The following is a 25834-nucleotide window of genomic DNA, read 5'->3' as shown; positions in this document are numbered from 1 at the left end:
TTGCCAAACCGCCTAAAGCTCAGTAAATTCAGCAAAGTTCAGGGTTTTGGGGGTTAGAGGCATGCTCCTGGAAGCCTGACTTTATGCATAAAGCGCAATTCAAGAATGACAAAACTGCATAACCTGTTACAGAGTGTAACTACCAATACCAAAGTTAACAGTTCGTCATCGCTAGGGTAGCTAGTGTTCACCCCACGGCAGCGATCATGGCGAACCAATTTGAACGCCTCAAAAGCGAAAAGGATGGGCTGGCGGTCAAGGCCGAGCTGGAGGCGTTTGCCCGGATGGGTTGGGAGAACATTCCTGAAGACGACCGGGATCACCGCCTCAAGTGGCTGGGGATCTTCTTTCGCAAGCGCACCCCAGGTCAGTTCATGCTGCGGCTGCGCCTGCCCAATGGGATCCTAACCAGCGGCCAAATGCGGATGTTGGGCGCAATCATCCACCCCTATGGAGAACAGGGCGTAGCCGACATCACCACCCGGCAGAACCTGCAACTGCGGGGCATCCCCATCGAGGAAATGCCCCAGATCCTGGGCTACCTGAAAGAGGTAGGCCTGACCAGCATCCAGTCGGGCATGGACAACGTGCGCAACATCACGGGATCTCCTCTGGCCGGTATTGACCCGGACGAGCTGATCGACGTGCGCGGCCTCACTCGCAAGGTGCAGGACATGGTTACCAACAACGGCGAGGGCAACCCTTCCTTCAGCAACCTGCCGCGCAAGTTCAACATCGCCATCTGCGGTTGTCGCGACAACTCGGTGCATGCCGAGATCAACGACCTGGCCTTTGTGCCCGCCTTCAAAAATGGCCGCCTGGGCTTCAACGTCCTGGTGGGCGGCTTTTTCTCGGCTCGCCGCTGCGCCGAGGCAATTGGCCTAGATGTCTGGGTGGATCCCCGGGATGTGGTTCCTCTGTGCGAGGCGGTGCTGCTGGTCTACCGGGATCACGGCCTGCGGGCCAACCGGCAAAAGGCGCGGTTGATGTGGCTCATTGACGAGTGGGGCCTAGAGAAGTTCCGGGCGGCTGTGGAGCGCCAGACTGGCCACCCTCTGCTCAGGGCAGCGGAAAAAGATGAGGTGGTCTGGCACAAGCGGGATCTGCTGGGGGTGCATGCCCAGAAGCAGCCGGGCCTCAACTTTGTCGGCCTGCATGTGCCGGTGGGGCGGCTCAACGCCCTGGAGATGATGGAGCTGGCCCGCTTGGCGGAGGTGTACGGCTCCGGAGAGCTGCGGCTGACGGTGGAGCAGAACGTGCTCATCCCCAATGTGCCCGACTCCCGAGTGGCTTCCTTGTTAAAAGAGCCGCTGTTGAAGAAGTTCTCCCCCAACCCAGGGCCATTGCAGCGGGGGTTGGTGTCCTGTACGGGCAACCAGTTCTGCAACTTTGCCCTTATCGAGACCAAAAACCGGGCTGTGGCCTTGATGGAGGAGCTGGAGGCGGAGCTGGAGATCCCCCAAACGGTGCGCATCCACTGGACGGGCTGCCCCAACTCCTGCGGCCAACCCCAAGTAGCCGATATCGGCCTTATGGGCACCACTGCTCGCAAGGACGGCAGGGTGGTGGAGGCCGTGGACATCTACATGGGGGGAGAGGTGGGCAAAGACGCCAAGCTGGGCGAATGCGTGCGCAAAGGGATCCCTTGCGAAGACCTCAAGCCGGTCTTGGTGGAGTTGCTCAGGGAGCACTTTGGGGCCAGGCCGCGTCAGCATCCGTCCGCCGCCCAGGCTTCTGTTTTGGTAACCCGCTAGCGGTTCTGTTGCCGTCCTGAAAGTTTTTCTTTCTTCGTCGTTGTAAATCTTGGAGGTTCCGATGTCTAAGCTGTTCAGCACTTCCTCTCCCGTCTCCCGTCGGCAATTTTTGGCCGGGGTGGCTGCTCTCACGGCTGGGGCGGCCACGGCTGGGATCCCGCGCGCCCAATCGCAATCCTTGGGCAAAGGCTACTGGGTGGCGCAGGCCGATACTCCCGAAACCACCAGCGCCAAGCTGGGGTTCATCGCTCTAACCGACGCGGCCCCCCTGATCATCGCCAAAGAAAAGGGGTTCTTTGACAAGTACGGCATGAAGGACGTAGAGGTGGTCAAGCAGGCCTCTTGGGGCACCACCCGCGACAACTTGGTGCTGGGATCCGCCGCCGGCGGCATCGATGGGGCACACATCCTCACCCCCATGCCCTACCTCATCACCACCGGCAAAGTTACCGATGGCAAGCCGGTGCCTATGTACATTTTGGCCCGTCTCAATCTGGACGGTCAGGGCATCAGCATTTCCAACGAGTATCGGGATTTGCAAATCGGCCTGGATAGTTCCCCCCTCAAGGCCAAGTTTGCCGAGCTTCGAGCTGCCGGCAAAGATCCCAAATGCGCGATGACCTTCCCTGGTGGCACCCACGACCTATGGATGCGCTACTGGCTGGCCGCAGGCGGGATCGATCCCACTAGCGACGTCTCCATCATTGTGGTGCCGCCGCCGCAGATGGTGGCCAATATGAAATCCAGAACCATGGAAGCCCTCTGTGTGGGCGAGCCTTGGAATGCCCAGCTGGTGAACCAAAAAGAGGGGTATAGTGCCCTCACCACCGGCGAGCTATGGAACGGCCACCCGGAAAAGGCCTTTGCCCTGCGGGCCGACTGGGTGGATGCGCACCCGAAAGCCACCCTTGCCCTGTTGAAAGCGGTGCTAGAAGCCCAGATCTGGTGCGACCAGATGGAAAACAAAGAGGAGATGTGTCGCATCATCGGCGACCGCCGCTGGCTGGGGGTGCCTGTGCCCGATATCTTGGGCCGTTCTCGGGGCACTTTTGACTACGGCACCGGCAAGGTCGTTGAAAACAGCCCCCACCTGATGAAGTTCTGGCAGGACTACGCTTCCTACCCCTTCAAGAGCCACGATCTCTGGTTTTTGACCGAAAACATCCGCTGGGGCTATCTGCCTGCCGACACCGATACCAAAGCCTTGGTGGAGCGGGTGAATCGGGAAGAACTCTGGCGAGAAGCTGCCAAAGCCATTGGTCAGGGGGCAGCCATTCCCCCCAGCACCTCTCGAGGAGTGGAAACCTTCTTCGACGGGGTGCAGTTCGATCCCGAAAATCCTGCCGCCTACCTGGAGAAATTGGCGATTAAGAAGCTGGCCTAATTTCCCAACTTTCCCCAGCAAGTTAGCTGCAAACCCTCTGTCCAGGAGAGAAGGGATCCCCAAATCCCCACAAAGAGTGTTCAACTGAAACCCCTTCTCTCTTGGGATCCTCTTAAGTTGACTTCAACCTTACTCCCAGCAAGCCATGAGGATTTTCCACTCTGCCCTACAGTTGGGCTACCACCTCTTTCGGATCCTGCTTCCCCTACTGGTTGGCCTAGGCCACTGGCTGCTGAAAACCAGCCCAGGCTTTGTTCTTCAGTCGAATGCCGGGCTCCACTCCCCGGCCAGCTCTGCATCTTCTTCTGCTTGGAGGCAGCGAGTCCAAATCCACCAAGTGCTGCGCCGCGTTCTTTTGCCCACCACGGCCATTTTAATAGTGCTCGTTCTCTGGCAAATTGCCTATAGCCGCCCCGGAGCCAACTTGCCCACCCCTCTCCAGGTTTGGCAGGACACCTGGGATCCCCTCATTAAAGATCCCTTTTTTGACTATGGCGGCAATGCCAAAGGGCTGTTCTGGCAAATTTGGGCCAGCTTGCGGCGGGTGTTCATTGGGTTTGCCCTGGCCGGCTTGGTGGGGGTTGTGGGCGGCATGATCATCGGGGTCAATCGCTGGCTGTACGAGGCTTTGGATCCCATTTTTCAGGTGCTGCGCACGGTGCCGCCTTTGGCCTGGCTGCCGATTTCTTTGGCTGCCTTTCGAGATGCCAACCCTTCCGCCATTTTCGTAATCTTCATTACGGCCCTCTGGCCCATTTTGATCAACACCGTTGTCGGCGTACAGCAGATCCCTCAGGACTACCGCAACGTGGCCAGAATTGTGCGCATGTCCGGCTGGAAGTACTTTTTCAAAATCGTTTTCCCGGCAACTGTGCCCTATATTTTTACCGGCTTGCGCATTGGGGTGGGCTTGTCTTGGCTGGCCATTGTGGCAGCGGAAATGTTGATTGGCGGTGTGGGCATTGGATTTTTCATCTGGGATGCCTGGAATAGCTCCCGCATCAGCGAAATCATTCTGGCTTTGATCTATGTCGGGATGGTGGGTCTTCTGCTGGATCGCATCACGGCTTGGATTGGCTCGCTGGTGGTGGCTGAGGATCACTAAATGAGCTTGGCCGAGTTTTAGATTGGTTGCTGACAATTTCTCCATGCTCTCAGAAATCATCTCAGAGGAATCATGAAGACCCAGCCTTACATTGAAGTGGATCATGTCGACAAGGAATTTCTCCTCGACAACGGAGAGATCTACCCTGTCCTGAAAGACATCCACCTGGAGATCCAAAAGGGGGAATTTGTCTCGTTGATCGGCCACTCTGGCTGTGGCAAATCGACCCTACTCAACATCATCGCCGGCCTGGAAAAGCCTTCCCGAGGGGGCATTCTCCTGGAGGGCCGACAGGTTACGGATCCCGGCCCGGATCGCATGGTGGTGTTTCAGAACTATTCCCTGCTGCCCTGGCTGACCGTGCGGGAGAACGTTGCCCTGGCTGTGGACGAGGTGCTGGGATCCCTTCCCAAAGCGGAGCGGGACCGGATTGTGGAAGAGCACATCCGCCAGGTGGGGTTGCAGGGGGCAGCCGACAAGCGACCGGCCCATCTGTCAGGAGGGATGAAACAGCGGGTAGCCATTGCCCGGGCTTTGGCCATCCGTCCGCGGGTGCTGCTGTTGGATGAGCCCTTTGGCGCTCTGGATGCCTTGACGCGCGGCAACCTGCAGGAGCAACTGATGGAGATTGCCCAGGCGGAGCAGCTCACCTGTGTCATGGTTACCCACGATGTGGATGAGGCGCTGCTGCTTTCGGATCGGGTGGTAATGATGACCCAGGGCCCCGCTGCCCGCATTGGCCAGATTTTGCGGATCCCTTTTCCTCGACCCCGCCATCGTTTGGAAGTGGTGCGTCACCCCGACTACTACAGCCTGCGGGGAGAGATGATCTACTTTCTCAACCAGCAAAAGCGGGCTCGCCAAAAAACGCCTGTTCGCGTGGCCATTGCCAAACACGGCCTGGAGAAGGTCAATTTGGAGGTTGGCTTTGTGCCCCTCAACGACTGCGCCCCGCTGGTGGTGGCGCAGGAAAAAGGCCTGTTTCAAAAGCATGGCCTGGAGCAGGTCACCCTGGTGCGGGAGCCAGGCTGGAAGACCATCTGGGAAGGGATCCGCTCCGGTCGGCTGGACGCGGCTATGGTGGTGGCCGGGATCCCGTTGGCTTCCACCTTGGGAGTAGGGGGAGTTCCGGTGCCTTTGATTACCGCGCTAACCCTCTCCCGCGGCGGCAACGCCATTACCTTTGGGCGCAGACTTTTGGAGCGAGGCGTTCAAAGCCTGGCGGATTTTCGCCAATACCTCAACCACACCCCCGACACAGTCCACACCCTGGGAGTGGTTCATCCGGCTTCCATGCAAAACTTCCTGTTGCGGCACTGGCTGGCCGGTGGGGGGGTGGATCCGGATCGGGACGTTACGTTGACGGTGATCCCACCCCCGCAGATGGTGGCCCATCTCAAGGCCGACAACATCGACGGCTACTGCGTCGGCGAGCCCTGGAACTCCCGCGCTGTGCGGGAACAGGTGGGGGTTATCGTCGCCACCACCCCTGAAATCTTACCCAGCCACATTGAAAAGGTGCTGACGGTGCGCCAGGACTGGGCCCAAAGCTACCCCCGCACCCATGTAGCTCTGGTCAAAGCACTACTGGAGGCTTGTCACTACTGCGATCAGCCGCAGCACCGTTCTGAGATCTTGGAGTGGCTGGCTCAGCCCCAGTATGTGGGCGTGGCCCTGGAGGATCTGCAGCCGGGGTGGAGGGGCATCCTGCAGCGGGGAATTGCCGATGAATCCCAAGCCCTCACCGGTTTTCACCAGTTTGCCAACGGGCGCAACACCTGTCCGGAAAGATTGGAACACCTCTGGATCCTGACGCAGATGGCTCGCTGGGGCCTCTGCCCTTTTCCCCGCAATTGGGTTTCGGTTCTCGACCAAGTTCTGGACAGCGAAACCTACGCCCTAGCCGCCAGAGAACTGGGCCTTCCGGATCGGGCCCACGACCGCGGAGCTTTACTCTTTGGCGATGGATCCCGCTTCGACGGAGAGGATCCCGTTGCTTACCTGGAGTCGGTGGCCATCCGGCAGGATCTGAAGCTGCAGGAGTACCGGCTCAGCGAAGTTTAGCTTTTGTTACCTTAAACTCTCGATTGGAAAACACCATGATGACCAGCTCCCGCACGTTCTCCTCACCGCTATCTTCTGCTTCTCCGGTTGCAGGACTGCCCCTTCTTTGTCTTCAGAATGTGGGCAAGACCTACTTCACCTCAGCAGGGCCCTTCGTTGCGCTGGAAAATATCAATCTGGAAGTGGCCGCCGGTGAGTTTGTTTGCATTATCGGCCACTCCGGTTGCGGCAAATCCACCTTGATCAACATGGTGGCGGGTTTTTCGACTCCCACTTCGGGATCCATTACCCTCAAGGGCCAGCCCATCACCTCCCCAGGGCCAGATCGGATGATGGTGTTTCAACATTATTCCCTTTTGCCCTGGCTGACGGCTTTTGAAAATGTTTATCTGGTGGTGGATCAGGTTTACCCAAACAAATCCCGGCGGGAGAAAAGGGAAATCGTTGAAGAACACCTAGAATTGGTAGGTTTAGCAGAGGCAGCCCACAAGCGGCCCAAGCAGCTTTCTGGAGGCATGAAGCAAAGGGTTGCCATTGCCCGTGCTCTTGCCGTTCGTCCGCAAGTTTTGCTGTTGGATGAGCCTTTTGGGGCCTTGGATGCCATTACCAAAGAAGAGCTGCAAGATGAGCTGCTGGCCATTTGGCGGGATCACCGCTGCACGGTTTTGATGATTACCCATGACATCGACGAAGCTCTTTACTTGTCAGACCGGGTGGTAATGATGACCAACGGCCCCGCTGCCCATATCGGCGAGATCTTGACCATTCCCTTCGAGCGACCGCGCATCCGCTCCCGCATTATGGAAATGCCCGAGTTCTACGAATTGCGCAACCGCGCCCTTGACTTCCTCTATCGTCGCTTTGCCCATAGGGAGGATTAAGCTAGGAATCAAAACGCTTGGGGAGGGAAGTTGATGGCCGCTGCTCCGGTTCAGGTAGCTCCAACCGATCTCCTAATGGAGAAGCGGGTCTCTACCCTGCCCAAAACCCTTGCCGACTATCTGGCCAATCCAGTTGCCCAAACCAAATGGGTAGATGGCTACATTGTGGAGAAAGTGGGGCAAACCTTAGGGCATGCAAAGATCCAAACCCGACTTCTCTTCCGTTGGCTCGGTTATGTTGAATGTCAGCCATTGGGGGGTATGGTTTTGGTGAAGGCTCCCGGCCAAACCAAAGGCAGAGTCAGAAGACCTGATGCTGCCTACTCATCTCCAGATTTAATCCAGCAATTTGGAGAGGATATTGCCACACTGCCACGGAGCTATCCTCTAGTTGGGGAGATCTTCTCTCCAACCGACTGTGGAGCAGCTTTTTTCCTAGAAAGCCCAAGAGTATCTCAGCTCCGATGTACTGGAAGTCTGGCTGGTTTTTCCCAGAAGCAAATACGTTTTTATCCAAACTCAAGATGGCCATCTTTGGCTAGCTGAACAGGACACTGACAAGAGCTAGGTTGTATTACCTGGCTTGGAGATCCAAGTTGCCGCTCTTCTCAGCTAAGGGATCCAAAATGCGAGAGAATTGGGCGTTTAATAGGGATCCCAACTCATGGTGACCGCGATGGAGTCGGAAAAAGCTGTCATCAAAACCCTATGTCCCTATTGCGGTGTGGGATGTGGATTGGAGGCGGTTTCGACAGCCTCAGGTGACTGGAAAATGAGAGGCGACCGGGAGCATCCTTCCAGCTTGGGGATGGTCTGTGTAAAGGGGGCCACGATCCTGGAGGCAGTTGGTCGAGATCGGCTGCTCTCTCCCCTGTTTCGGGAGAGCTTGGATCAGCCCTTTCGCCGCATTTCTTGGGATCAGGCTTTTGAGGAGATGGTTTCTCGGCTGCGCTGCCTCAAAGACAACCCTCACTCCATGGCTATGTATGGATCGGGGCAGTTGCTCACTGAAGACTATTACGTTGCTCAAAAGCTGATGAAAGGCTGTCTGGGAACCAACAATTTCGACACCAACTCGCGCTTGTGCATGTCCTCGGCTGTCTCAGCCTACACCCAATCCCTGGGATCCGACGGTCCCCCCTGCTGCTATGAGGATCTCGATCTCTGCAATCTGGCTTTTCTGGTGGGCACCAACACCGCCGAGTGCCACCCCATTCTTTTTAATCGCTTGAAGAAGCGGCACAAGCCCGGATCCCCCCTCAAAATGGTGGTCGTGGATCCCCGGCGCACTCAGACAGCAGAAGCTGCCGATCTCCACTTAAAAATTCGCCCCGGTACGGATATCGATCTTTTCAATGGGATTGCCCATTTGCTGTTGAAGTGGGGATCCATTGCTGCTGATTTTATCGAGGGCTTCACCCAAGGTTTTGCTGAATATGCAGCTTTGCTGGCCGATTATGAACCGCAGATTGTGGCCCAGCGCTGCGGAATTGCAACTGAGGACTTGATTGAAGCGGCCAAGCTTTGGCAGGGATCCCAGAGAGTTCTATCCCTTTGGTCGATGGGCCTAAACCAGTCCAGTGAGGGCACCGCCAAGATCACCAGCTTAATCAACCTGCATCTCCTGACCGGGCAAATTGGCCGACCGGGGACGGGCCCCTTTTCCTTGACCGGCCAGCCCAATGCCATGGGCGGTCGAGAGGCAGGGGGGTTATCCCATCTGCTGCCGGGATATCGGCTGGTGAGCCATCCCCAGCATCGGGCAGAGGTGGAGCAGGCTTGGGGTTTGCCCAGCGGTTCCCTCTCTCCCTGCCCAGGGCTGAGGGCTACCGAGATGATTGCCGCTCTGGAAACCGGATCCCTGCAGTTCTTCTGGATTGTGGCCACTAATCCTTTGGTGAGCTTTCCGGATCTGGAACGGGTCAAAAAAGCCCTGAAAAAGTCTCCCTTTACCGTTTACCAAGAGGCTTATTACCCTACAGAAACGGCAGAATATGCCCATTTGCTTTTGCCCGCCTGCCAGTGGAGCGAGAAAACCGGGGTGATGACCAACTCCGAGCGCAGGGTTACCCTTTGTCAAGCCTTTCGAGACCCCCCTGGCGAAGCCCGACCCGATTGGGAGATCTTTGCTGAAGTGGGGCGCAGGTTGGGCTTTGAAGCGCAATTTTCCTTCCAAACCGCGGCAGAGGTTTATGCAGAATTTGCCGCCCTTACCGCAAATCGCCTCTGCGATCACTCCGGCCTCAGCCATGCCCTTTTGGCAGAACAAGGCCCTCAGCAATGGCCTTATCCCAAAGAAAGAACCTCGGCCCCTAAGTCCACTCGCCTCTACACAGATTGGCGTTTCCCGACCCCCGATGGCCGCGCCCGCTTTATCCCGCACCATTCCCGTGGCCTAGCAGAGCCGCCGGATCCCCAGTTTCCCTACGTATTAACCACGGGCAGGCTTTACGGCCATTGGCACACCCAAACCCGCACCGGCAGGATTGAAAAAATCAAGCAAATGCACCCCCAACCCTTTATTGAAATCCATCCTCGCGATGCGGAAAAACTGGGCATCCAAGATGGAGATTGGGTTCAAGTGCGTTCTGCCCGCGGACGGGCCTATTTCCCGGCCAAGATAACTGCCAACATTGCTCCCGGTACGCTATTTGTACCCATGCACTGGGGATCCCTCTGGGCAGAACAAGCTGAGTGTAATGCCCTCACCCATGACATCAGTTGCCCTGATTCCGGACAGCCGGAATTAAAAGCCTGCGCCGTTGCTCTTGAGAAAGCCGATCCATCGCTCAAGCAATCCCCTCAACTCTAGATTTGGTTCCTAATCGAGGTTCCCATGACTCTGTTTCAGTTTGAGCAAGATTTTGCCGACTCTCTGCGATGCATCCCCATGACCTTGCGCCTAAAGCTGGATTTGTGCGGGATCAAGCTCAAGCTTCATCAATGGGCCAAGTTTTCCTTAGAAGAGCGGCGGAAGTGTGTTGATTGGCCCTCTGAATCTCCACAGGGTCTAGAAGAACTCCGCAACCATCTGCGCCATTTGGTCCGCTCCATCTGCCACGAAGAGGTGCAAGAGATTCCCATTGATCCCCAGCCTGAATGGCAAAATCCGCACCAGATCCCGATGGCTGTCCAACAAAAAGCTCAAGACCTGGGGATCCGGCTTGCCCTCGATTTCTGGAGAAACTTGCACGATATCCAGAGATTTGCCTTGCTGAAGTTGAGCCGATCCCATCACGAAAACAAAAATTTCTTGCCCGCTCTGCGAGAGTTTGGCCTGAAGATGGCGAGGGATGGTGATTGCAGTTACTCTGAATCTATTTGAGAGAGATAGTCTCCTCTGCCATGCGCTGCCCCAGACGACCACCCCCAACCCCTCTTCCACCCTGGGAGAGGAAATGCCTGCTCTAGGGGATCCGGGTCCGCAACAGTTCAAGTGGGCTAATGGGGGATCCCCCTCGAGAGGGGAGAGACTCAGCTCAGCAATATCCGTGCCTAGTCAAAGCAGAGGGCTATTGTTAAGGAATCTAAAGTAAAGTTGAGCTTTTGATATCACTGTTGCCGTCTTGTTACCGAAAGCGCTATCGTCTAAGCATCAAAGCTTTTTTCAAAGCTGCTTTATGGGCCCTGGAGGAGCGACCCCTCTGGGGCTTCTTCCATCCGGCTGCAGCTGAGAGGGCAAGGGATGGCTTTATGGGGTAGGGATCACTCCTCGGCGGACGGCAGGCCCCAGGGCGTGGCTGCCGATGTCAGAACGATAGTAGGCCTTGGGAAACTGCACTTGCTCCACAGCTGCGTAGGCTTGGCGCAGGGCCTCGGATAGGGTTGCCCCTTGGCCGGTAAGACAGAGAACGCGCCCGCCATCGCTCAGGAGCTGCTTGCCTGCCTGGCGGGTACCCGCATGAAACACCAACGCCCCCGTGGTGGCAGCTGCATCCAAGCCGGAGATGGGGATCCCTCGCTCGTAGGCATCGGGATAGCCTGGGGCTGCCATCACCACGCAGGCGGCATAGCCGGGTTTCCATTTGAGCTGGATTTGGGCCAGCCGTCCTTCTATACAGGCCAGCAGCACCTCGTCCAAAGGGTTTTCCAGCAAGGGCAGGATGACCTGAGCTTCGGGATCCCCAAAGCGGCAGTTGTACTCCAACACGTAGGGATCCCCACTGGGCGTGATCATCAAACCGGCATAGATCACCCCCTGGTAGCGGATGCCCCGCCGTTGCAAAGCCTCCAGGGTGGGATCCAGGATCTGGGTTTGGATGCGGGCCAACCCTTCTGGAGTGACCAGGTGATCCGCAGGGGCATGAGCTCCCATGCCGCCGGTGTTGGGGCCAGTATCGCCCTCGCCAAGGCGCTTGTAGTCCTGGGCAGGTGGCAGCGGCACACAGATCTGGCCATCGGTTAGAGCCAAAACCGACACCTCCTGGCCGGGGATAAACTCCTCGATCAGCACCTGATCGCCCGGCTTGGCCAGGGCAGCTTCTAGAGCTTGCACCGCTTCTTCCCGGTTTTGGGCAACGGTTACCCCCTTGCCGGCAGCCAGTCCGTCTTTTTTGATGACCACTGGGAAACTCTGGGAGTCGAGATAGGCCACAGCGGCAGATAGCTCAGCAAAGCCGGTAGCGCGAGCAGTCGGGATCCCCGCCTCTTGCATCAATTGCTTAGCCCAGAGTTTGCTTCCTTCCAGTTGGGCAGCGGCGCGGCTAGGCCCGAAAATGGGCAACCCTGCTGCCTGGAAGGCGTCCACGATCCCCTGCACCAAGGGCAGCTCTGGCCCCACCACCGTCAGGCGGATCCCTTGTACGGTAGCAAACCGCACCAGGCCTTCAATGTCGGTAGCCGCCAAAGCCACGGATTGACAGCGGGGCAGCTGCTGCATGCCGCCGTTGCCGGGGGCACAGTAGATCCGAGTAACCTGGGGAGACTGCAACAGCTTCCAGGCCAGAGCGTGTTCTCGCCCCCCAGATCCGATGACCAGAGCCTGCATGGTGTGCTATTCCGCTGTTTCTAAACCCAGCTTGCCTGTTTTCCGAACATCCCCCATTAGACCATGTTCTTGTACCATTTCTGGGGTGTTGGCGCACTCCGGTCAGTGGACGGCGAGAGAACGGCTCCGCCAAGTCCAGTTGCGGCCAGTGGTGGTGCGGATGGCCGAAGCCAAGATGATGGCCGCTGTCGCCCAACCCCCCACTGCCGTTAGCCACCAGTAGCAGAGGGGCAGATGCGCCCAATGCCGGAGCAGAAGCCGGATGGCCAATTGGGCCAGGATCCCTGCCAGGCTGGCCAACAGCGCCCCCAGGGATCCCGTAGCCCCAGCCAGGATCACCCCCAACCAGGGCAAGCTGCAGATCCCCAAGACCGTACCCATTGCCAACACCGCCAAGGCCCAGTTGCGCTCCAGGCCCAGGAACCAGTTTTTGGTCCACCCTTCCCAAAGGGCAGCCCCGTTGGCATACATGCGGCTGCGCACCCGCGGCCCTCCCAGGCAAATTTGCAGGCCCAACCCCTGGGCTTTGATCCGTTGCCCCAGGGCCACATCCTCGATCACCACATCGGCCACTCCGGCATGCCCGCCAACTTGCTCGTAGGCAGAGCGGCGAAACAGCAGGAAGGGACCAAAGGCAAAGGCTTTGGGGTTGTCGGGATCGTTCACGGCGGCAAAGTTGTAACCCACCGCCAGGATGGTCATCATGATGGGTTGCACCAGCCACTCCGCCAGGCAACCGCACACCAATTGCGGCCCTACACTCACCAAGCCGCTGCCGCTTGCCAGCAAATGTCCTAAGGCCGCTTCAATGGCACCGGATCCTAGCCGCACGTCGCAATCCAGAAACAGCAAGTAGTCGGCTTCTACGCGGGCGACGGCTTGGGCACAGGCCCAGTTTTTGCCCACCCACCTTTGGCCTTTGGGACGGGGATCCCCCTTGAGCAGGTGTAGGCGCGGATCTTGCCGTTCGGCAGCCAGGGCTTGGGCCAGCTCCCAGGTGGCATCCGTGGATTCATCGTCCACCAACCACACCTGTAAAGGGGCAGAGGTGCTGTCCAGAATGCTGCTCAGGCAGCCCACCACGTTCTCGGCCTCGTTGTAGGCGGGCACGATCACCGCCAGCCGCTCCATCCCGGCCGCGATTTCCCCTGCCTGTTCCGCCGGGGGATCCCTCAGCCAGGGGGAAGCCCGCAACGCTCGCCTCAGTTGCAGAGCCACTAGGGCAATCGCCAAAGCTGTTAAGGACAATACCCCCGTTAGGATTTCTCGGATCCCCACTCCTGCTTCCCTCGTTGTTTAGATGTTTGTTTAGATGTGCTCAGGAACAGATTCCCACCTCTAATGCTCTAGCTCTGGGATGGCCCAATGATTTTCTAGGCAGACAAAACCCCCTCTACGATATCGCCATAGGGCCGGGGAAAGATTAGCCAGACCTGGCGCTGGGTTTCCACCAAGGCACGCACCAAAGGGGAAAGATGGGCAATTTCTTCATAGCCACGCTCGGTTTTGAGCTGGATCCCTTGGTCATAAAAGCTATAGCCCTGGACATGGGCAGAGCGGATGCCCAAGTAACTTTCAGGATCCAGCCCGTCCTGCAGCATTTTGGCCTGCACGGCGGCCACCAGGGTTTGGCGTTGTTCCTCAGACAACTGGGTAATGTTGCGGGCCTTGAACAAATCCCGCTCCAAGTAGCGCCGCGACAGATCCGCCAAGATGGGATCCTTCCCCGACATGGCCCAGAGGCGCATGGGGTAGCTGAAGATGATATCGTCGGCAGCCAAGTAGAGGGGGAGCGGCAACTCGAAGGGATCCCCTTTTTGAGCCGCCAGCGAGGCCCAGCACCAAGCGCTGAGGATGGGATCCAGCTCAATCTCCCCCCTTTGCAGGAGCGCCTCTGCCCGCCTGAATAGCCGCTCCAAGATAAAACGGGCACAGAGGCTCTTGGGGTGCTGGTACACCTGGGTGTACATGAAATAGCGCACCACTAGGTAGTGCTCGATGGCCCCCAGGCCTTTGCGGGCGGGGATGGACAGGGATCCCGTCTCCGGGTCATAATCCAGCACCGTTAGGATGCGATCCAAGTCCAGGTGGCCGTATTGGGCACCCGTGAGCAGGCTATCCCGCATCAGGTAATCGAAGCGGTCGCAGTCCAGTTGGCTGGAGATGAGTTGCCCCACCAGCGGCAGGGGAAACTGCTTCTGCAGCACTTGCTGCATCTGGGCCGGCAGTTGGGAATCAAACTCCGCCAGCAGCGTCCTCACCTGGGGATCCTCCCGGAGAATGCGGGCCGTCCAAACCTCGTGCCGGCAGCCGAAGATCTCTTCCCCGGCATGGCTAAAAGGGGCATGGCCAATGTCGTGCAGCAGAGCCGAGGCCAAGGTTACCGCCCGATAGGGACGCAGCTCCGGGTGGCGATGGGCCAATTTGTCGAACAGCCGCCGCGTTACCTGCAGCACCCCCACCGAATGGGTAAAGCGGGATCCCTCTGCCCCGTGGAAGGTAAAAAAGGCCGTGTCCAACTGGCGAATGCGGCGCAGCCGCTGAAAGGCCGGTGTATCGATCAGGCGAATGAGCAGAGCCTCAACCGCGTCCCCTCCATTCAGGCTGATGGCGCCATGCAGGGGATCGTGGTAGGTGCGGGACTTGCAAAACCGTAGCGGCATACTCCCACCATACCTCGCCAATTTTGGGATCCTTGGCTAGCCTGTCTGGGGGTGCTTCCCGCCTCGCCCTATCTATGCCCGCTTTCCCATGCCTCTCTCTGCAAAGGATGCCAGCACCCGAACCCCAGAAAACTCGACTCCAAGACAACAAGACAGCTGGGTGTTCCTCCTCTCCCTGCTGATTTTGATACTCAGTTTGGGGCTAACCGCCTGCTCTGCCAGTTCTGGATCCCCTGTTGTGCCCAGCCCACCCACCCTCACCCGCTACGTTGCCCTGGGAGCCAGCGATGCCGTTGGCTACAACGCCTCCATTTCCTGTGATGGCCCAGCCAACGCCGCCGGCACTCGACCCCAGCGCTCAGAGCCCCTGGACTGCCCCAATGGAACGGGCTATGTGCCCCGCCTGGCCCGGTCTTTGCCGGCCCCGGTTGAGCTGGTCAATTTGGGCCGTTCGGGAGCGGTGCTCAGCCCCGCCATTCAAGCCCTGAGGCAGGGGATCCCGGCCAATTTGCTGCAGGATCAAGTGCCGCGCCTTCCCCCCGATGCCACCCTGATCACCATTTGGGTGGGCGGAAACGATACCAACGCCATCGCTCTGGCGGCGGCTCAACGGGCTCTCCAAGGTGAGGATCCCTTGCCCTTCGTCGATCAGCAGATCCGACAATTCGCCGCCGATTACCAAACCCTGCTGCAAGCGGTGCGTGCCCGTGCCCCTCAAGCTCGCCTGGCGGTGGCCAACCTGCCCAACTTCGCCCTGATTCCTCTGGGTCAGCAGCAACCCAGCAGCGTGCGCCAACTGCTCTCCCTGATCTCGGTTGGCCTCACGCAACGGGCCATCAACCCCTTAAGCCAACAGGGGATCCCAGTGGTGGACTTGCTCTGCGATCCCCGCTCCTACCGACGCGAGTCCTTCTTTCCCGGCCCGCTGGCCGACGGCTTTCACCCCAACGACCGGGGCTACGCCGATTTGGCCGATGCCTTCTTGAGCGCCCTTCGGCAACCGCTCCCTCCCCAAACCCGCTGCCCTCCCTTTAGCGAGGTGGGATCCCTGCAACCAGATGCGGCGGCAGAGTCTGCCCTCCGCAGTTTTCTCACGGATGGATACAAGCCGGCACAATAGGAAGGATCCCTGCGCTCGGCAAGGGATCCCAAAGGCGCTTAGACGATCCAGCCACGGAGAACGGGCCAGTTTTAGGAAGCAGCTACCGCTGCCGAGGAACGCCGCCGCCGGCCCAGAGCACCCGCTACCGGCTCCGGTTGGGTTTCCACACTCAGGGAAGACACAGACTCCTCTTCAGGGGATTGCACAAAAACCGCCACCGTGGGCTTGCCGGGCAATTGTTCTCGCAAGAAACGGCGCACCACCCGCTCCACTTCGCCCTTAAGGCCGGCCCAGTCGATGTCCAGGCTGCCCCGCTCCAGCGAGCGAGCAAATTGGGGCCACGCTTGCCGAAGGGTGTTCTCCAGAAGGGGTTTCAGGTCGGATCCCTTGAGTTGGTTCCCTTCCCCCGCCAAGCCAAAGGTTTGCACCTGCGGGGTGCAGAGCAACTGGCCGCTGCCGTCCAGGCTGATCACCACCGTCACCATGCCATCTTTGGCGATCTGCTGCCGCTCCTGCATCATCTCACCCATCACCACTCCATCGTGGGAAGCGGCGATCATCTGCAGGCCAGAGGGGACGCGGCCCGTGATGGCAATGCGCTCCCGGTTCACCTCCACCACATCGCCGTTGTCGATGATTACAATGTTTTCCCGCGGGATCCCCATGCTCATGGCGGTTTCGGCGTGCTTGACCAGCATGCGGTATTCCCCGTGGGTGGGAACGAAGAACTTGGGGCGGGTGAGGGCAATCATCAGCTTCTGGTCTTCCTGGCAGCCGTGGCCGGAAACGTGCAGGCCCTTGTCTTTGCCGTAAATGACATTGGCTCCCAGCTCCATTAGCTTGTCAATGACCCGCGAGACTGCGATCGTGTTGCCAGGGATCGGGTTGGCCGACCACACCACCGTGTCTCCTGGCTTGATTTGCAACTGCGGGTGCTCACCGTTGGCGATGCGGGTAAGAGCAGCCAGCGGTTCTCCCTGGGATCCGGTGGTGAGGATGATCACCCGGTCATCCGGCAGGCTGTTGATCACATGCATCGGCTGCAGCGTCTCGTCCTTGCAGCGGATGTAGCCCAAGCGCCGCGCATGAGCCACCACGTTTAGCATGGAGCGGCCCAGCAGAGACACCACCCGACCTTGCTGTTCGGCGATCTGCAGCACCAAGTTGAGACGATGTACCGAAGAAGCAAAGGTGGTGATGATCACCCGTCCCTTGGCTCCCGCAATGGCCTTGGTGAGACCGGGCACCACTGAGGCTTCAGAGGGGGTGAACCCCGGCACTTCCGCGTTGGTGGAGTCGCTGATCAGGCAGAGCACTCCCTTTTCTCCATGTTCGGCCAACCGCTGCAGGTCGAAGTACTCCCCATCCACGGGGGTATGGTCGATCTTAAAGTCGCCGGTCTGAATAATGACGCCCACAGGCGTGTGCAGAGCCACCGTAAAGCTATCGGCAAAAGAGTGGGTGTTGCGAATGAATTCGGCAAAAAAGTGCTTACTCAAGGGAACGATTTCACGGGGGCCAACAGGACGCAGCTCTGTGCGGTTGAGCAGGCCCACTTCCCGCAATTTCTCTTCCAGCAGCGCCAGCGCCAATCTGGGGCCGTAGATGACCGGAATATCAAATTCCCGCAGGTGATACGGGATGCCACCGATGTGATCTTCGTGGCCGTGGGTAACCACCATCCCCCGCACTTTGTCGCGGTTTTGCTTGATGTAGGTCATGTCCGGCAGCACGATGTTCACGCCGTGCATGCTCTCATCGGGAAAAGCCAAACCGGCATCCAAGAGGATAATGTCGTCCTCGTAGCGGAAGGCCCATGTGTTTTTGCCGATCTCCCGCTCGCCGCCCAGCGGAATCATCTGAACGGAAGAGGTGGATTGTGGGATTACAGAACGAGAAGCAACTGAAGAACGTGGTGTTGGCATATGGGTTTAGATCCTCAACAGTAAAAAAACAAAAACAGAAATGGGCACAAGCTATCCCCAACAAGGCTGTGGGTGAAAGCTGAACTCAGCCGCCGCAACTTATTTGCTTCCCAAGCTGGGAAAGAGCTTTTCGGGGAAAAAGCCACTTACCCACAGGTCAAACGCCACAAAAGAGCCCCTTGCAAACCCCTGAAAACCGTGGTCATGGCAGAAGCAAAGCCTAAAAATGCAATCATGAAACTTTCGTCGCCATTTGTTCGGATCCCTTCGATTCAGCCAGTAGGCCCATCTCTTCAAGCACCTGTCGCAAAACCTGCAGAGAACTGGGCTGTAGAGGCGCTAGGGGAAGGCGCGCCCGACCCACTCGCCAACCCTGCATCTCCAATGCGGCCTTAATTGGAACTGGGTTGGTCTCGATGAATAAAACCTTGAACAACGGAAACAGGCGCAGGTGGTGGGCCAAAGCTTGATCGTGTTGCCCCCTGATGTAGCTCTGGATCAGCTCCTGCAACTGCAACCCAACCAGGTGGCTGGCTACACTGACCACCCCGCTCCCCCCCAAAGATAGGAGCGGCAACGTCAGAGAGTCATCCCCCGAATAGATGGCGAAACGCGAGGGAGTGAGTCGCCGAATTTCCGAAGCTACATCCATCATACCACTGGCTTCTTTGATGGCGACAACCGTTTCCAATTCTGCTAATTGGGCTACAGTCTCCGGCTGTAAACTGGCCCCTGTCCGACTGGGAATGTTGTAGAGCAAGATGGGCAGGTCACTGGCTTGGGCGATGGCCTTGAAGTGCTCATAAAGGCCGGCCTGGGTAGGCTTGTTGTAGTAGGGCACCACCTGCAGAGAGCCATCCAAACCGAGTTGAGCGGCCTTTTTTGTGGCTTCAATGGCCTCACGGGTGGAGTTGGATCCCGTCCCGGCGATCACCTTAGCCCGACCGGCTACGGCATCTCGCACCACGCGGAACAGCTCATACTCCTCTTGCCAGGTTAGGGTGGGAGATTCGCCTGTGGTGCCACAGACCACCAAGCCGTCACTGCCGTGGGTTGCCAAGTAATCGGCCAAACGAGCGGCCTCATCGTAGTTAAGCTCCCCCTCATCAGTAAAGGGGGTAACCATGGCCGTCAGCACTCGACCGAAGTTCACCGATTGCTTCTCCCCATCAACCACACCAATCCGACGATTAACCGGGCGACCCAGATGAGACCAGTTTGTTTTTCCATCATACCTGCCTTTGCGTTAGGGATCCCGCTTGCCTGCCCTGCCAAGGCCCAGTTTGTGCCTCACCCGGTTGCCACAGGCTGGATAAAAGGGAGATAACAAAGAAGACAGACCGTTTGAACACGGAATGTATAGCCATTTGCCAATCCTGCCCCTACCTTTGGGGGGAGCAGCCTTTCTACCGACACTTGAGGATCCCTATGGACGCCCTAACTGCCCTGAAAGAGCGCATTTCCGCCGACAAATTGGATCCCAGCCGCCGTTTATCGGAAGCGGAGATCCGAGAGCTGGTGGCTTATGCTACGGAAGCTCCTTCTTCCTTCAACATTCAGCACTGGCGGTTTGTTGCGGTCACCGACCCGGAAGACAAAGAGCGCCTCAAATCTCTGGCCTACAACCAACAGAAGGTGGCGGATGCATCGGTGGTGTTTATCATCCTGGGGGATCTGCGGGGGTATGAGAAACTGCCTGAAATTGTGCAAAGAAGCGTTGCTGCCGGGATCCTCCCCCCCGAAAAAGCGGAAGGCTGGGTGAACATGGCCCAGGCAACCTATCTCCACAATCCCACCTTGGCGCGGGATGAAGCGATTCGCTCTGGGGCGATGGCTGCCATGGCGCTGATGATCGCGGCTCAGGCCAAGGGTTTGGTGAGCGGGCCGATGATCGGCTTTGATCCGGAAGGGGTAAAGCGGGAGTTCGGCATTGCCGACCGCTACGTGCCGGTGATGCTGCTGGCGGTTGGATATGCGGCAGCGGGTAACCTGCCGCGCAAGCCTCGCTTGGGGGTGGATGAAGTTCTGGCCTTTGGGCGAGGGCGGGAGTTTTAGCCCTAGGCTCAGGTGGGATCCCTGTCGCCCTCTCCTGGGCTCCTACCGGCATCAAGCCTTGAGAAAATGAACCAGCTGTTGCAAGCGATCCCAAGCGGCACCCCTGGCGAGAATCTCGCGAGCTTGGGCGATCCCGGCTCTCCAATCGGGGGCCACTCCGGCCACCTGCAGGGCCAAAGCAGCATTCAAGGCCACCACATCCTGCTGGGCAGGCGTCCCGGATCCCTGGAGAACTTGGGTGAGGATGGCGGCATTTTCCGCCACATCCCCCCCCTTGAGAGCTTGGGTGGGTGCCAGGGTCAGCTCGTAATCTGCAGGGTTCAAGACTTCCGTCCGTACCAGCCCACCGGACAGGATGCCCAGATCGGTGGGTTGATCCAGACCGGCCTCGTCGAGACCTTCGCGGCTGTGCAACACAATGGCCCCTTCCCGTCCCAACAGGCGCAGGGCCTCTGCCATTACCGGCACCAGCTCCTGGGCGTAAACCCCGATCACCTGGCGGTTGGGATAGAGGGGGTTGACCAAGGGCCCCAACAGGTTGAAAATGGTGCGAACCTTGAGGGCCCGCCGATAGGGGATCACCGCCCGCATGGCCGGGTGCCACTGGGGAGCAAACAAAAAGGTGATGCCCACTTCCGCCACAGCCGCCCGCACCCGCTCTGGCTCAGCCCCCAAGTTCACCCCCAGGGCCTCCAGCACATCCGCCGAGCCGACCTTGCCAGAGGCGGAACGGTTGCCATGTTTAACCACCGGGATCCCGGCTGCACTGACCACAAAGGCCACCGCCGTGGAAATGTTAAAAGTGCCGGCCCCATCGCCGCCGGTGCCACAGGTATCCACCAGGAGAGGCAAGTCCAGCGGGGATCCCAGCGAAGCCCGCTGTAGCACTCGTGCCATGCCGGCCAGTTCACCAGCGCTCACACCCTTGGCTTGCAGGGCCGCCAGAATCGCCCCCGACACCACATCTGGCACTTGGTTCTGGAGCCAACCGTTCATCAACTGTTCAGCTTGGGCTTCGCTGAGAGATTGCCGATCCAGCAACTGCCCCAAAAGCTGTGGCCAAAGGTCAGCCGTTTCCGTCATGGGTCGGGATCCTGGGTGTCAGCGGGTACTTATAGTAGCGTATCCCGCCTCTGGGTCACTTGCCTCGTGCAGGTCGGGCCATGCTGAGGGTTAGCTAATCCGCCCAGAAGCTCCGCCCTCCTTATTGCTACGCAACGCGACGCAACCACTTTAGCGGCGCGGAGCGCTATGCCTCAGCGTAAGGGTCGGGATGAAAGGCGGTCTTTGTTCTATAATCAACCTGGCTGTACAAAACGGCTTTGCCGGAATCTGGTACAGCTACGCGGTGGGACATTCCGTGTCTGCTCGCTGAGGGTTCTTGTGATAGCTCCCCGTTGAAGCGAGAAGCGCACACTCTTTCGCTTTAGCAGCGCGGAGTGCTTTGCGTCAGCATGAGTGCGGGAGTATGTCACCATAGTGGGTTTGACCTGAGCCGTTTCCGGCCCTAGCAGGGTGCGCTCCATTCTTCTCTTCCCTCCCGGAGGTTGTGATGAACCCTCCAACTAACCCAAGGGCTTGCAGCCCGCTTGCACGAGCGGGAGCCTTCGCCCCCATCCATGTTGTGGGCGGGGGGTTGGCGGGGACAGAAGCTGCTTGGCAAATTGCCCAGTTAGGAGTGCCTGTCATTCTTTCGGAGATGCGCCCCGTGCGCCAGAGCCCGGCCCATCACACCGATCAGTTGGGGGAGCTGGTGTGCAGCAACTCCTTTGGGGCTGCGGCCAGCGATCGGGCGGCAGGGCTGCTCAAGGAAGAACTGCGACAACTGGGATCCCTGGTGATCGCGACGGCGGATTGCCATGCAGTGCCGGCAGGAGGGGCATTGGCAGTGGATCGGGCCCGCTTCAGCCAGGCTCTCACGGAAGCCATTCAAAACCATCCCCGCATCACCCTGCGTCGGGAGGAGGTGACGGAGATCCCGGAGGGCATTGCCGTCCTCTGTACCGGCCCTCTGACCAGCGATCCCCTGGCCAAGGCACTGCAAGCCTTTACGGGCCTGGAGTACCTGAGCTTTTTCGATGCTTCTAGCCCCATTGTTACCGGGGATTCGTTGAACCGAGCGGTGGTGTTTCAGGCTTCCCGCTACGACAAGGGGGAAGCAGCCTATCTCAACTGCCCCATGACGGAAGCGGAGTACGAACGGTTTTGGCGGGCGCTGGTGGAGGCAGAGCAGGCGCCCCTCAAGGATTTTGAACGGGAGGAGCGCAAGTTTTTCGAGGGCTGCTTGCCGATTGAAGAAATGGCGCGCCGGGGCAAAGACACCCTCTGTTTCGGCCCCTTGAAGCCGGTGGGGCTGGTGGATCCGCGCACGGGATCCCGTCCTTACGCGGTGGTGCAGTTGCGGCAAGAGGACAAAGCAGGGCAGCTGTGGAACTTGGTGGGCTTTCAAACCAACTTGAAATGGGGAGAACAGCAGCGGGTCTTTCGCCTCATCCCCGGCCTGGAACAGGCGGAGTTTGTCCGCTTTGGGGTGATGCACCGCAATACATTTTTGAATTCGCCCCAGCTTCTGTGGCCGACCTTGCAATTTCGTCGCCGACCCACGCTGTTTGCCGCCGGCCAGTTGGTGGGCACCGAGGGCTATGCCTGCGCGGTGGCAGGGGGATGGTTGGCCGGACAGAACGCCGCCCGCCTGGCTCTGGGGTTGCCCTTGATCACGCTGCCCCCCGAAACAATGATGGGATCCCTGTTTCAGTTCATCAGCAGCGCCGATCCCAGGCACTTTCAGCCGATGCCGGCCAATTTTGGGCTGTTGCCGGATTTGGAGGGGCGCAAGCTTCGCAACAAGCAGGAGCGCTATGGCCGTTACCGGGATCGGGCTTTGGCTGCTCTGAAAACGACTGGGTTGGTGCGCCAAGTGCAAACCGCCTAGGGGAGCTTGGAGCGTGTTCCCGACCATTGCGATCCAAGTCAAAGTCGAGATTGAGCGTTATCGTCATTTGAAACTAGATTGAGACACTTCCTAGGCGTTTCGCGACCGCCCCCAGCCCCTCTCCCTCTGGGGGAGGAGAGTCGGGAAGCAATGCCACAGAAATATTTAGAAATGTTTCATTCCTATGCCGCGGTAGCAGATCCCAAAACGAGCTGTCAAAAGCTGGGCAAACCTGTTGGCTACCTTCCCTCTTTCCGCTGCTCACAAGACAAAAGGGCGCGCATGGACTCCAACAGTTGGGGTGCCCTCTGGGTTAGGTCTTGATAGAGGCAAATTTGCTGTTGGCAGCGGGCCAGGTTATGGGCTTTGCGGCTGGGGTAGCGCTGGGGATCCCAATTCCAGTAAGCGTCTTCAAACCAATCCTGCAAAAAGCGCATCCCCAATTCCAGGGTAATCAGTTGGATCCCTTGGAGAAGGAGTTCCGGTTGTAGGGCGTGCAGGTTCCCGGTTTGGGCATAGCCCCGCAACCCGGCCAGGATCGCCTCTGGCTGAAGGGTATTTCCTCGTTTGCCCCAGGAGCGCAGGGCATCCCCCAATTCAACATAGAGATTGTGATACATGAAGGTGTCCAGATCCACCAGGCCCACAAATCGCCCCTGCTCATCGAACAAAAAGTTGTTGAACTTGAGATCGGCATGGATGATTTGAGTTGGGATCCCCGAGGGCAGCAGAAGATTGGGCACAGTTTCGATTAAAAACTGCCATTCTGCCTGCACTTCTGGGGCCGGCTCATACTGGCGTAGCTGTTGCCAAAGGTGAGCCGTATCGTGAAAATGCGGGATCTGGAAGCGAAAACGATAGTCCATCTGGGCCAAGAGTCGATGCAGGCGTCCAACGGCTGCCCCCGCCTCTTCCAGATAGCCCCAATTGGGAGGAGTTGGGTGACAGGATCCCGGCAGACAATCCATGACCCGCCACAGCCCTTCTGCCCAGGACAAGTGCAGGGATCCATCGCGAGCGCGGCGGAATTGGGGGACGGGGAAGCCGTGTTGTCTCAGCCATTGGCCGATGGCTTGACCATCTTCGGTGACAGCAGGATCAAATCGGGGATGAAGGCGCTGGACGATGAAGGATCCCTCAGAGGTGTTGAGTTTCCAAGTTTGGTGAATGAGGCCCACTCGGATGGCTTCGGGTGGCTCTGGATCCCCCAGTTGAAAGTGCTGGACAAGGGGATCCAGCCAAGTCAGGTCAAGCATAGGCGAGGAACCATTCAAGCTTGGGGTGCTGGGTCGATCTTTACTGTTTTCCGAGCCCACTCAAACTGCCTATCACACTTACCGCCTTTGAGGCTTAAAGTTCTCTTAAAGTTCTGTTGAAGTTGCTTGGCGTTGACGATTTTACCGTCCTCGATAAACAGGGCAAGTTGTTTGGGAGGGTGCAGCTTGTTATGCAACCACAGCCTTTTTGCGGCTCACCCGAACGGGACTTGTCGCCGAAACCCACTGCCCCATTGGCCGAGAACTCAGGTGTCGTTGTAGCAAACCCGCGAAAGAGCCCCATTTGCTACCTTAATGAAGGTCGCTGGCCGGACAGCCGTTAGGTTCGCTCATCACTCCATGGATACCCGCCTAATCAACATTGGCTTTGGCAACATCGTCGCCGCTGGGCGTGTGGTCGCCATTGTCAGTCCCGAGTCAGCTCCCATCAAACGCATCATCAGCGATGCCCGCGAGAGGGGCCAGTTGGTGGATGCTACCTATGGTCGTCGTACCCGCGCTGTCATCATCACCGATTCCGGGCACGTCATCCTCTCCGCCATCCAACCCGAAACCGTTGCCAACCGCTTCCTGACGGCCAAGCCCGGTTTGCCAGACGAAACCGAGTGAAAGCCATCGCTGTGAGCCGTCTGAGGAACCAGGAGTGAGATATCCTAAAACCAACCCAAACAAGTCAATTGCCCAGCCGTCTTGCGTCGGTCTCTGTCTATGCCAGCCTCTCCTACCCCAGTTCCCTCTGAGTGTACGCAGCAGCAGGGATCCCTTCCGGCTCCTACCCCGCGCGGTCGCTTGGTGGTTTTGACAGGGCCCAGCGGAGTGGGTAAGGGTACGCTGGTCAACCAGTTGCGCCAGCGCCACCCCGAGTTGTATTTCTCGGTTTCGGTCACCACCCGCCCCCCCCGCCCCAGCGAACAGGAAGGCGTCAACTACTACTTTCGCAGTCGGGAGGAATTTCTCAACTTGATTGAAGCCAACGAGCTGTTGGAATGGGCACAGTATGCGGGCAACTTTTACGGCACTCCCCGCGAGATCGTGTTCCAAAAACTTAACCAGGGTCAGGATGTGCTGCTGGAAATTGAGCTGGCGGGGGCCCGTCAGGTGAGGCAACAGTACCCAGATGCCATTCGCATCTTTCTTTGTCCCCCTTCTCTGGAAGAGCTGGAACGTCGCATCCGCGAGCGCGGACAAGACTCAGAGGCCAGCATCGAGCGCCGCCTGGAACAGGCCCGCAAGGAATTGGATGCCCAAGACGAATTTGACTACGTGATTGTCAACGACAACCTGGAGCAAGCGCTGCAGGAGCTGGAAGCTCTGCTCTATCCCCCCTCTCCCTCTTCAAAGGAGCAGCAGCCCTAGCTTCTTCAGCCCCTTCCCGGAACGCTGGTGTCGGTGGTGCAGTGGCTCCAGATTGGGCCTAGGGTTAACTTTCGGTTAAGAAAAAAGCTGCTGGGGAGGGTAGTTTGGCTTTACCAAAAAACTGGGTCTGAAGCCCCGCCCTAAGGCCTACGGCCCGCTGACGCGACAAGAGCGGCTTTTATCTTGCTAGACCTTTGATAAAATAGGCTCATGCGCGTCCTCGAAGCCAAGCTCCTCAACGGCACAGCCCAGCAGTACCAAGCCCTGGATGAGGCCATTCGGACTGCCCAGTTCGTGCGCAACAAGTGCCTGCGCCACTGGATGGATCATCAGGGGGTGAACAGGGCCA

Annotated in this window: 20 protein-coding genes; 13 read left to right on the top strand and 7 right to left on the bottom strand. The window is 58.5% G+C overall.

Annotated features, from left to right (window positions below; translation table 11 throughout):
• Positions 1-206: 206 nt before the first annotated feature.
• The 8 genes from NW839_RS10835 to NW839_RS10800 all read left to right on the top strand — a co-directional run bounded on the left by NW839_RS10835 (position 207) and on the right by NW839_RS10800 (position 10513).
• Positions 207-1754, top strand: a complete 1548-nt coding sequence (locus NW839_RS10835; protein WP_414349567.1) for a ferredoxin--nitrite reductase — start codon at positions 207-209, stop codon at positions 1752-1754.
• Positions 1755-1815: 61 nt separating this feature from the next.
• A complete protein-coding gene (locus tag NW839_RS10830; RefSeq protein WP_414349565.1) occupies positions 1816-3138 on the top strand; it encodes a CmpA/NrtA family ABC transporter substrate-binding protein in 1323 nt (440 codons plus the stop codon).
• Between the two features lie 145 nt (positions 3139-3283).
• A complete protein-coding gene (gene ntrB / locus NW839_RS10825; RefSeq protein WP_414349564.1) occupies positions 3284-4243 on the top strand; it encodes a nitrate ABC transporter permease in 960 nt (319 codons plus the stop codon).
• Between the two features lie 72 nt (positions 4244-4315).
• The gene (locus NW839_RS10820) at positions 4316-6307 is read left to right on the top strand and encodes a nitrate ABC transporter ATP-binding protein (protein WP_414349563.1); all 1992 of its coding nucleotides are present in this window, start codon (positions 4316-4318) and stop codon (positions 6305-6307) included.
• A 38-nt stretch (positions 6308-6345) separates the two neighbouring features.
• Positions 6346-7188, top strand: coding sequence for an ABC transporter ATP-binding protein (locus NW839_RS10815; protein WP_414349569.1), 843 nt, complete (start codon positions 6346-6348; stop codon positions 7186-7188).
• Between the two features lie 33 nt (positions 7189-7221).
• Positions 7222-7734 (top strand): hypothetical protein, encoded by a 513-nt coding sequence (locus NW839_RS10810; RefSeq protein ID WP_414349561.1) that lies wholly within the window; start codon positions 7222-7224, stop codon positions 7732-7734.
• 130 nt (positions 7735-7864) lie between these two features.
• Positions 7865-10000 (top strand): molybdopterin oxidoreductase family protein, encoded by a 2136-nt coding sequence (locus NW839_RS10805; protein WP_414349568.1) that lies wholly within the window; start codon positions 7865-7867, stop codon positions 9998-10000.
• A 24-nt stretch (positions 10001-10024) separates the two neighbouring features.
• A complete protein-coding gene (locus NW839_RS10800) occupies positions 10025-10513 on the top strand; it encodes a nitrate reductase associated protein (protein WP_414349560.1) in 489 nt (162 codons plus the stop codon).
• Between the two features lie 366 nt (positions 10514-10879).
• Here NW839_RS10800 and purD read toward each other — a convergent pair whose 3' ends face one another.
• From purD to NW839_RS10785, 3 genes are all read right to left on the bottom strand, one after another.
• Entirely contained in the window at positions 10880-12175 is a 1296-nt protein-coding gene (gene purD / locus NW839_RS10795) for a phosphoribosylamine--glycine ligase (protein ID WP_414332286.1), read from the bottom strand.
• A gap of 102 nt (positions 12176-12277) precedes the next feature.
• Positions 12278-13453, bottom strand: a complete 1176-nt coding sequence (locus NW839_RS10790; protein WP_414349559.1) for a glycosyltransferase — start codon at positions 13451-13453, stop codon at positions 12278-12280.
• A gap of 95 nt (positions 13454-13548) precedes the next feature.
• On the bottom strand, positions 13549-14838 hold the full coding sequence (locus NW839_RS10785; protein ID WP_414349558.1) for an HD domain-containing protein: 1290 nt from the start codon (positions 14836-14838) through the stop codon (positions 13549-13551).
• Between the two features lie 160 nt (positions 14839-14998).
• Here NW839_RS10785 and NW839_RS10780 point away from each other — a divergent pair, with 160 nt between their 5' ends.
• Positions 14999-15958, top strand: a complete 960-nt coding sequence (locus NW839_RS10780) for an SGNH/GDSL hydrolase family protein (RefSeq protein WP_414349556.1) — start codon at positions 14999-15001, stop codon at positions 15956-15958.
• Between the two features lie 71 nt (positions 15959-16029).
• Here NW839_RS10780 and NW839_RS10775 read toward each other — a convergent pair whose 3' ends face one another.
• Positions 16030-17865, bottom strand: a complete 1836-nt coding sequence (locus NW839_RS10775; RefSeq protein WP_414349555.1) for a ribonuclease J — start codon at positions 17863-17865, stop codon at positions 16030-16032.
• A gap of 232 nt (positions 17866-18097) precedes the next feature.
• Positions 18098-19042 (bottom strand): 4-hydroxy-tetrahydrodipicolinate synthase, encoded by a 945-nt coding sequence (gene dapA, locus NW839_RS10770; RefSeq protein ID WP_369791758.1) that lies wholly within the window; start codon positions 19040-19042, stop codon positions 18098-18100.
• Positions 19043-19293: 251 nt separating this feature from the next.
• Between dapA and NW839_RS10765 the strand changes: the two genes are divergently transcribed.
• On the top strand, positions 19294-19920 hold the full coding sequence (locus tag NW839_RS10765) for a nitroreductase family protein (protein ID WP_011431721.1): 627 nt from the start codon (positions 19294-19296) through the stop codon (positions 19918-19920).
• Positions 19921-19971: 51 nt separating this feature from the next.
• On the opposite strand, the gene trpD is transcribed toward NW839_RS10765, so the two are convergent.
• On the bottom strand, positions 19972-21003 hold the full coding sequence (gene trpD / locus NW839_RS10760; protein ID WP_414329730.1) for an anthranilate phosphoribosyltransferase: 1032 nt from the start codon (positions 21001-21003) through the stop codon (positions 19972-19974).
• A gap of 469 nt (positions 21004-21472) precedes the next feature.
• Between trpD and trmFO the strand changes: the two genes are divergently transcribed.
• The gene (trmFO, locus tag NW839_RS10755; protein ID WP_414349554.1) at positions 21473-22852 is read left to right on the top strand and encodes an FADH(2)-oxidizing methylenetetrahydrofolate--tRNA-(uracil(54)-C(5))-methyltransferase TrmFO; all 1380 of its coding nucleotides are present in this window, start codon (positions 21473-21475) and stop codon (positions 22850-22852) included.
• Between the two features lie 239 nt (positions 22853-23091).
• On the opposite strand, the gene NW839_RS10750 is transcribed toward trmFO, so the two are convergent.
• Entirely contained in the window at positions 23092-24108 is a 1017-nt protein-coding gene (locus tag NW839_RS10750; protein WP_187147247.1) for a phosphotransferase enzyme family protein, read from the bottom strand.
• 360 nt (positions 24109-24468) lie between these two features.
• Between NW839_RS10750 and remA the strand changes: the two genes are divergently transcribed.
• Positions 24469-24738 carry an extracellular matrix/biofilm regulator RemA gene (remA, locus tag NW839_RS10745; RefSeq protein ID WP_414330335.1) on the top strand — a complete coding sequence of 90 codons (270 nt, stop codon included), beginning with the start codon at positions 24469-24471 and terminating at the stop codon, positions 24736-24738.
• Between the two features lie 99 nt (positions 24739-24837).
• On the top strand, positions 24838-25485 hold the full coding sequence (gmk, locus tag NW839_RS10740) for a guanylate kinase (protein ID WP_414349553.1): 648 nt from the start codon (positions 24838-24840) through the stop codon (positions 25483-25485).
• Positions 25486-25834 lie beyond the last annotated feature (349 nt).

Source organism: Synechococcus sp. R5-15, from assembly GCF_047462035.1.
Lineage (GTDB): Bacteria > Cyanobacteriota > Cyanobacteriia > Thermostichales > Thermostichaceae > Thermostichus.
This window is presented reverse-complemented; position numbering and strand designations above follow the sequence as displayed.

Bases quoted from the DNA above. Each gene is read 5' to 3' on its own strand.
- NW839_RS10805 (WP_414349568.1), top strand. From the start codon at position 7,865: ATGGAGTCGGAAAAAGCTGTCATCAAAACCCTATGTCCCTATTGCGGT.
- NW839_RS10800 (WP_414349560.1), top strand. From the start codon at position 10,025: ATGACTCTGTTTCAGTTTGAGCAAGATTTTGCCGACTCTCTGCGATGC.
- NW839_RS10750 (WP_187147247.1), bottom strand. From the start codon at position 24,108: ATGCTTGACCTGACTTGGCTGGATCCCCTTGTCCAGCACTTTCAACTG.
- NW839_RS10785 (WP_414349558.1), bottom strand. From the start codon at position 14,838: ATGCCGCTACGGTTTTGCAAGTCCCGCACCTACCACGATCCCCTGCAT.
- NW839_RS10830 (WP_414349565.1), top strand. From the start codon at position 1,816: ATGTCTAAGCTGTTCAGCACTTCCTCTCCCGTCTCCCGTCGGCAATTT.
- ntrB (WP_414349564.1), top strand. From the start codon at position 3,284: ATGAGGATTTTCCACTCTGCCCTACAGTTGGGCTACCACCTCTTTCGG.
- NW839_RS10765 (WP_011431721.1), top strand. From the start codon at position 19,294: ATGGACGCCCTAACTGCCCTGAAAGAGCGCATTTCCGCCGACAAATTG.
- gmk (WP_414349553.1), top strand. From the start codon at position 24,838: ATGCCAGCCTCTCCTACCCCAGTTCCCTCTGAGTGTACGCAGCAGCAG.
- trpD (WP_414329730.1), bottom strand. From the start codon at position 21,003: ATGACGGAAACGGCTGACCTTTGGCCACAGCTTTTGGGGCAGTTGCTG.
- NW839_RS10810 (WP_414349561.1), top strand. From the start codon at position 7,222: ATGGCCGCTGCTCCGGTTCAGGTAGCTCCAACCGATCTCCTAATGGAG.
- trmFO (WP_414349554.1), top strand. From the start codon at position 21,473: ATGAACCCTCCAACTAACCCAAGGGCTTGCAGCCCGCTTGCACGAGCG.
- NW839_RS10835 (WP_414349567.1), top strand. From the start codon at position 207: ATGGCGAACCAATTTGAACGCCTCAAAAGCGAAAAGGATGGGCTGGCG.
- remA (WP_414330335.1), top strand. From the start codon at position 24,469: ATGGATACCCGCCTAATCAACATTGGCTTTGGCAACATCGTCGCCGCT.
- NW839_RS10775 (WP_414349555.1), bottom strand. From the start codon at position 17,865: ATGCCAACACCACGTTCTTCAGTTGCTTCTCGTTCTGTAATCCCACAA.
- NW839_RS10815 (WP_414349569.1), top strand. From the start codon at position 6,346: ATGACCAGCTCCCGCACGTTCTCCTCACCGCTATCTTCTGCTTCTCCG.
- purD (WP_414332286.1), bottom strand. From the start codon at position 12,175: ATGCAGGCTCTGGTCATCGGATCTGGGGGGCGAGAACACGCTCTGGCC.
- NW839_RS10820 (WP_414349563.1), top strand. From the start codon at position 4,316: ATGAAGACCCAGCCTTACATTGAAGTGGATCATGTCGACAAGGAATTT.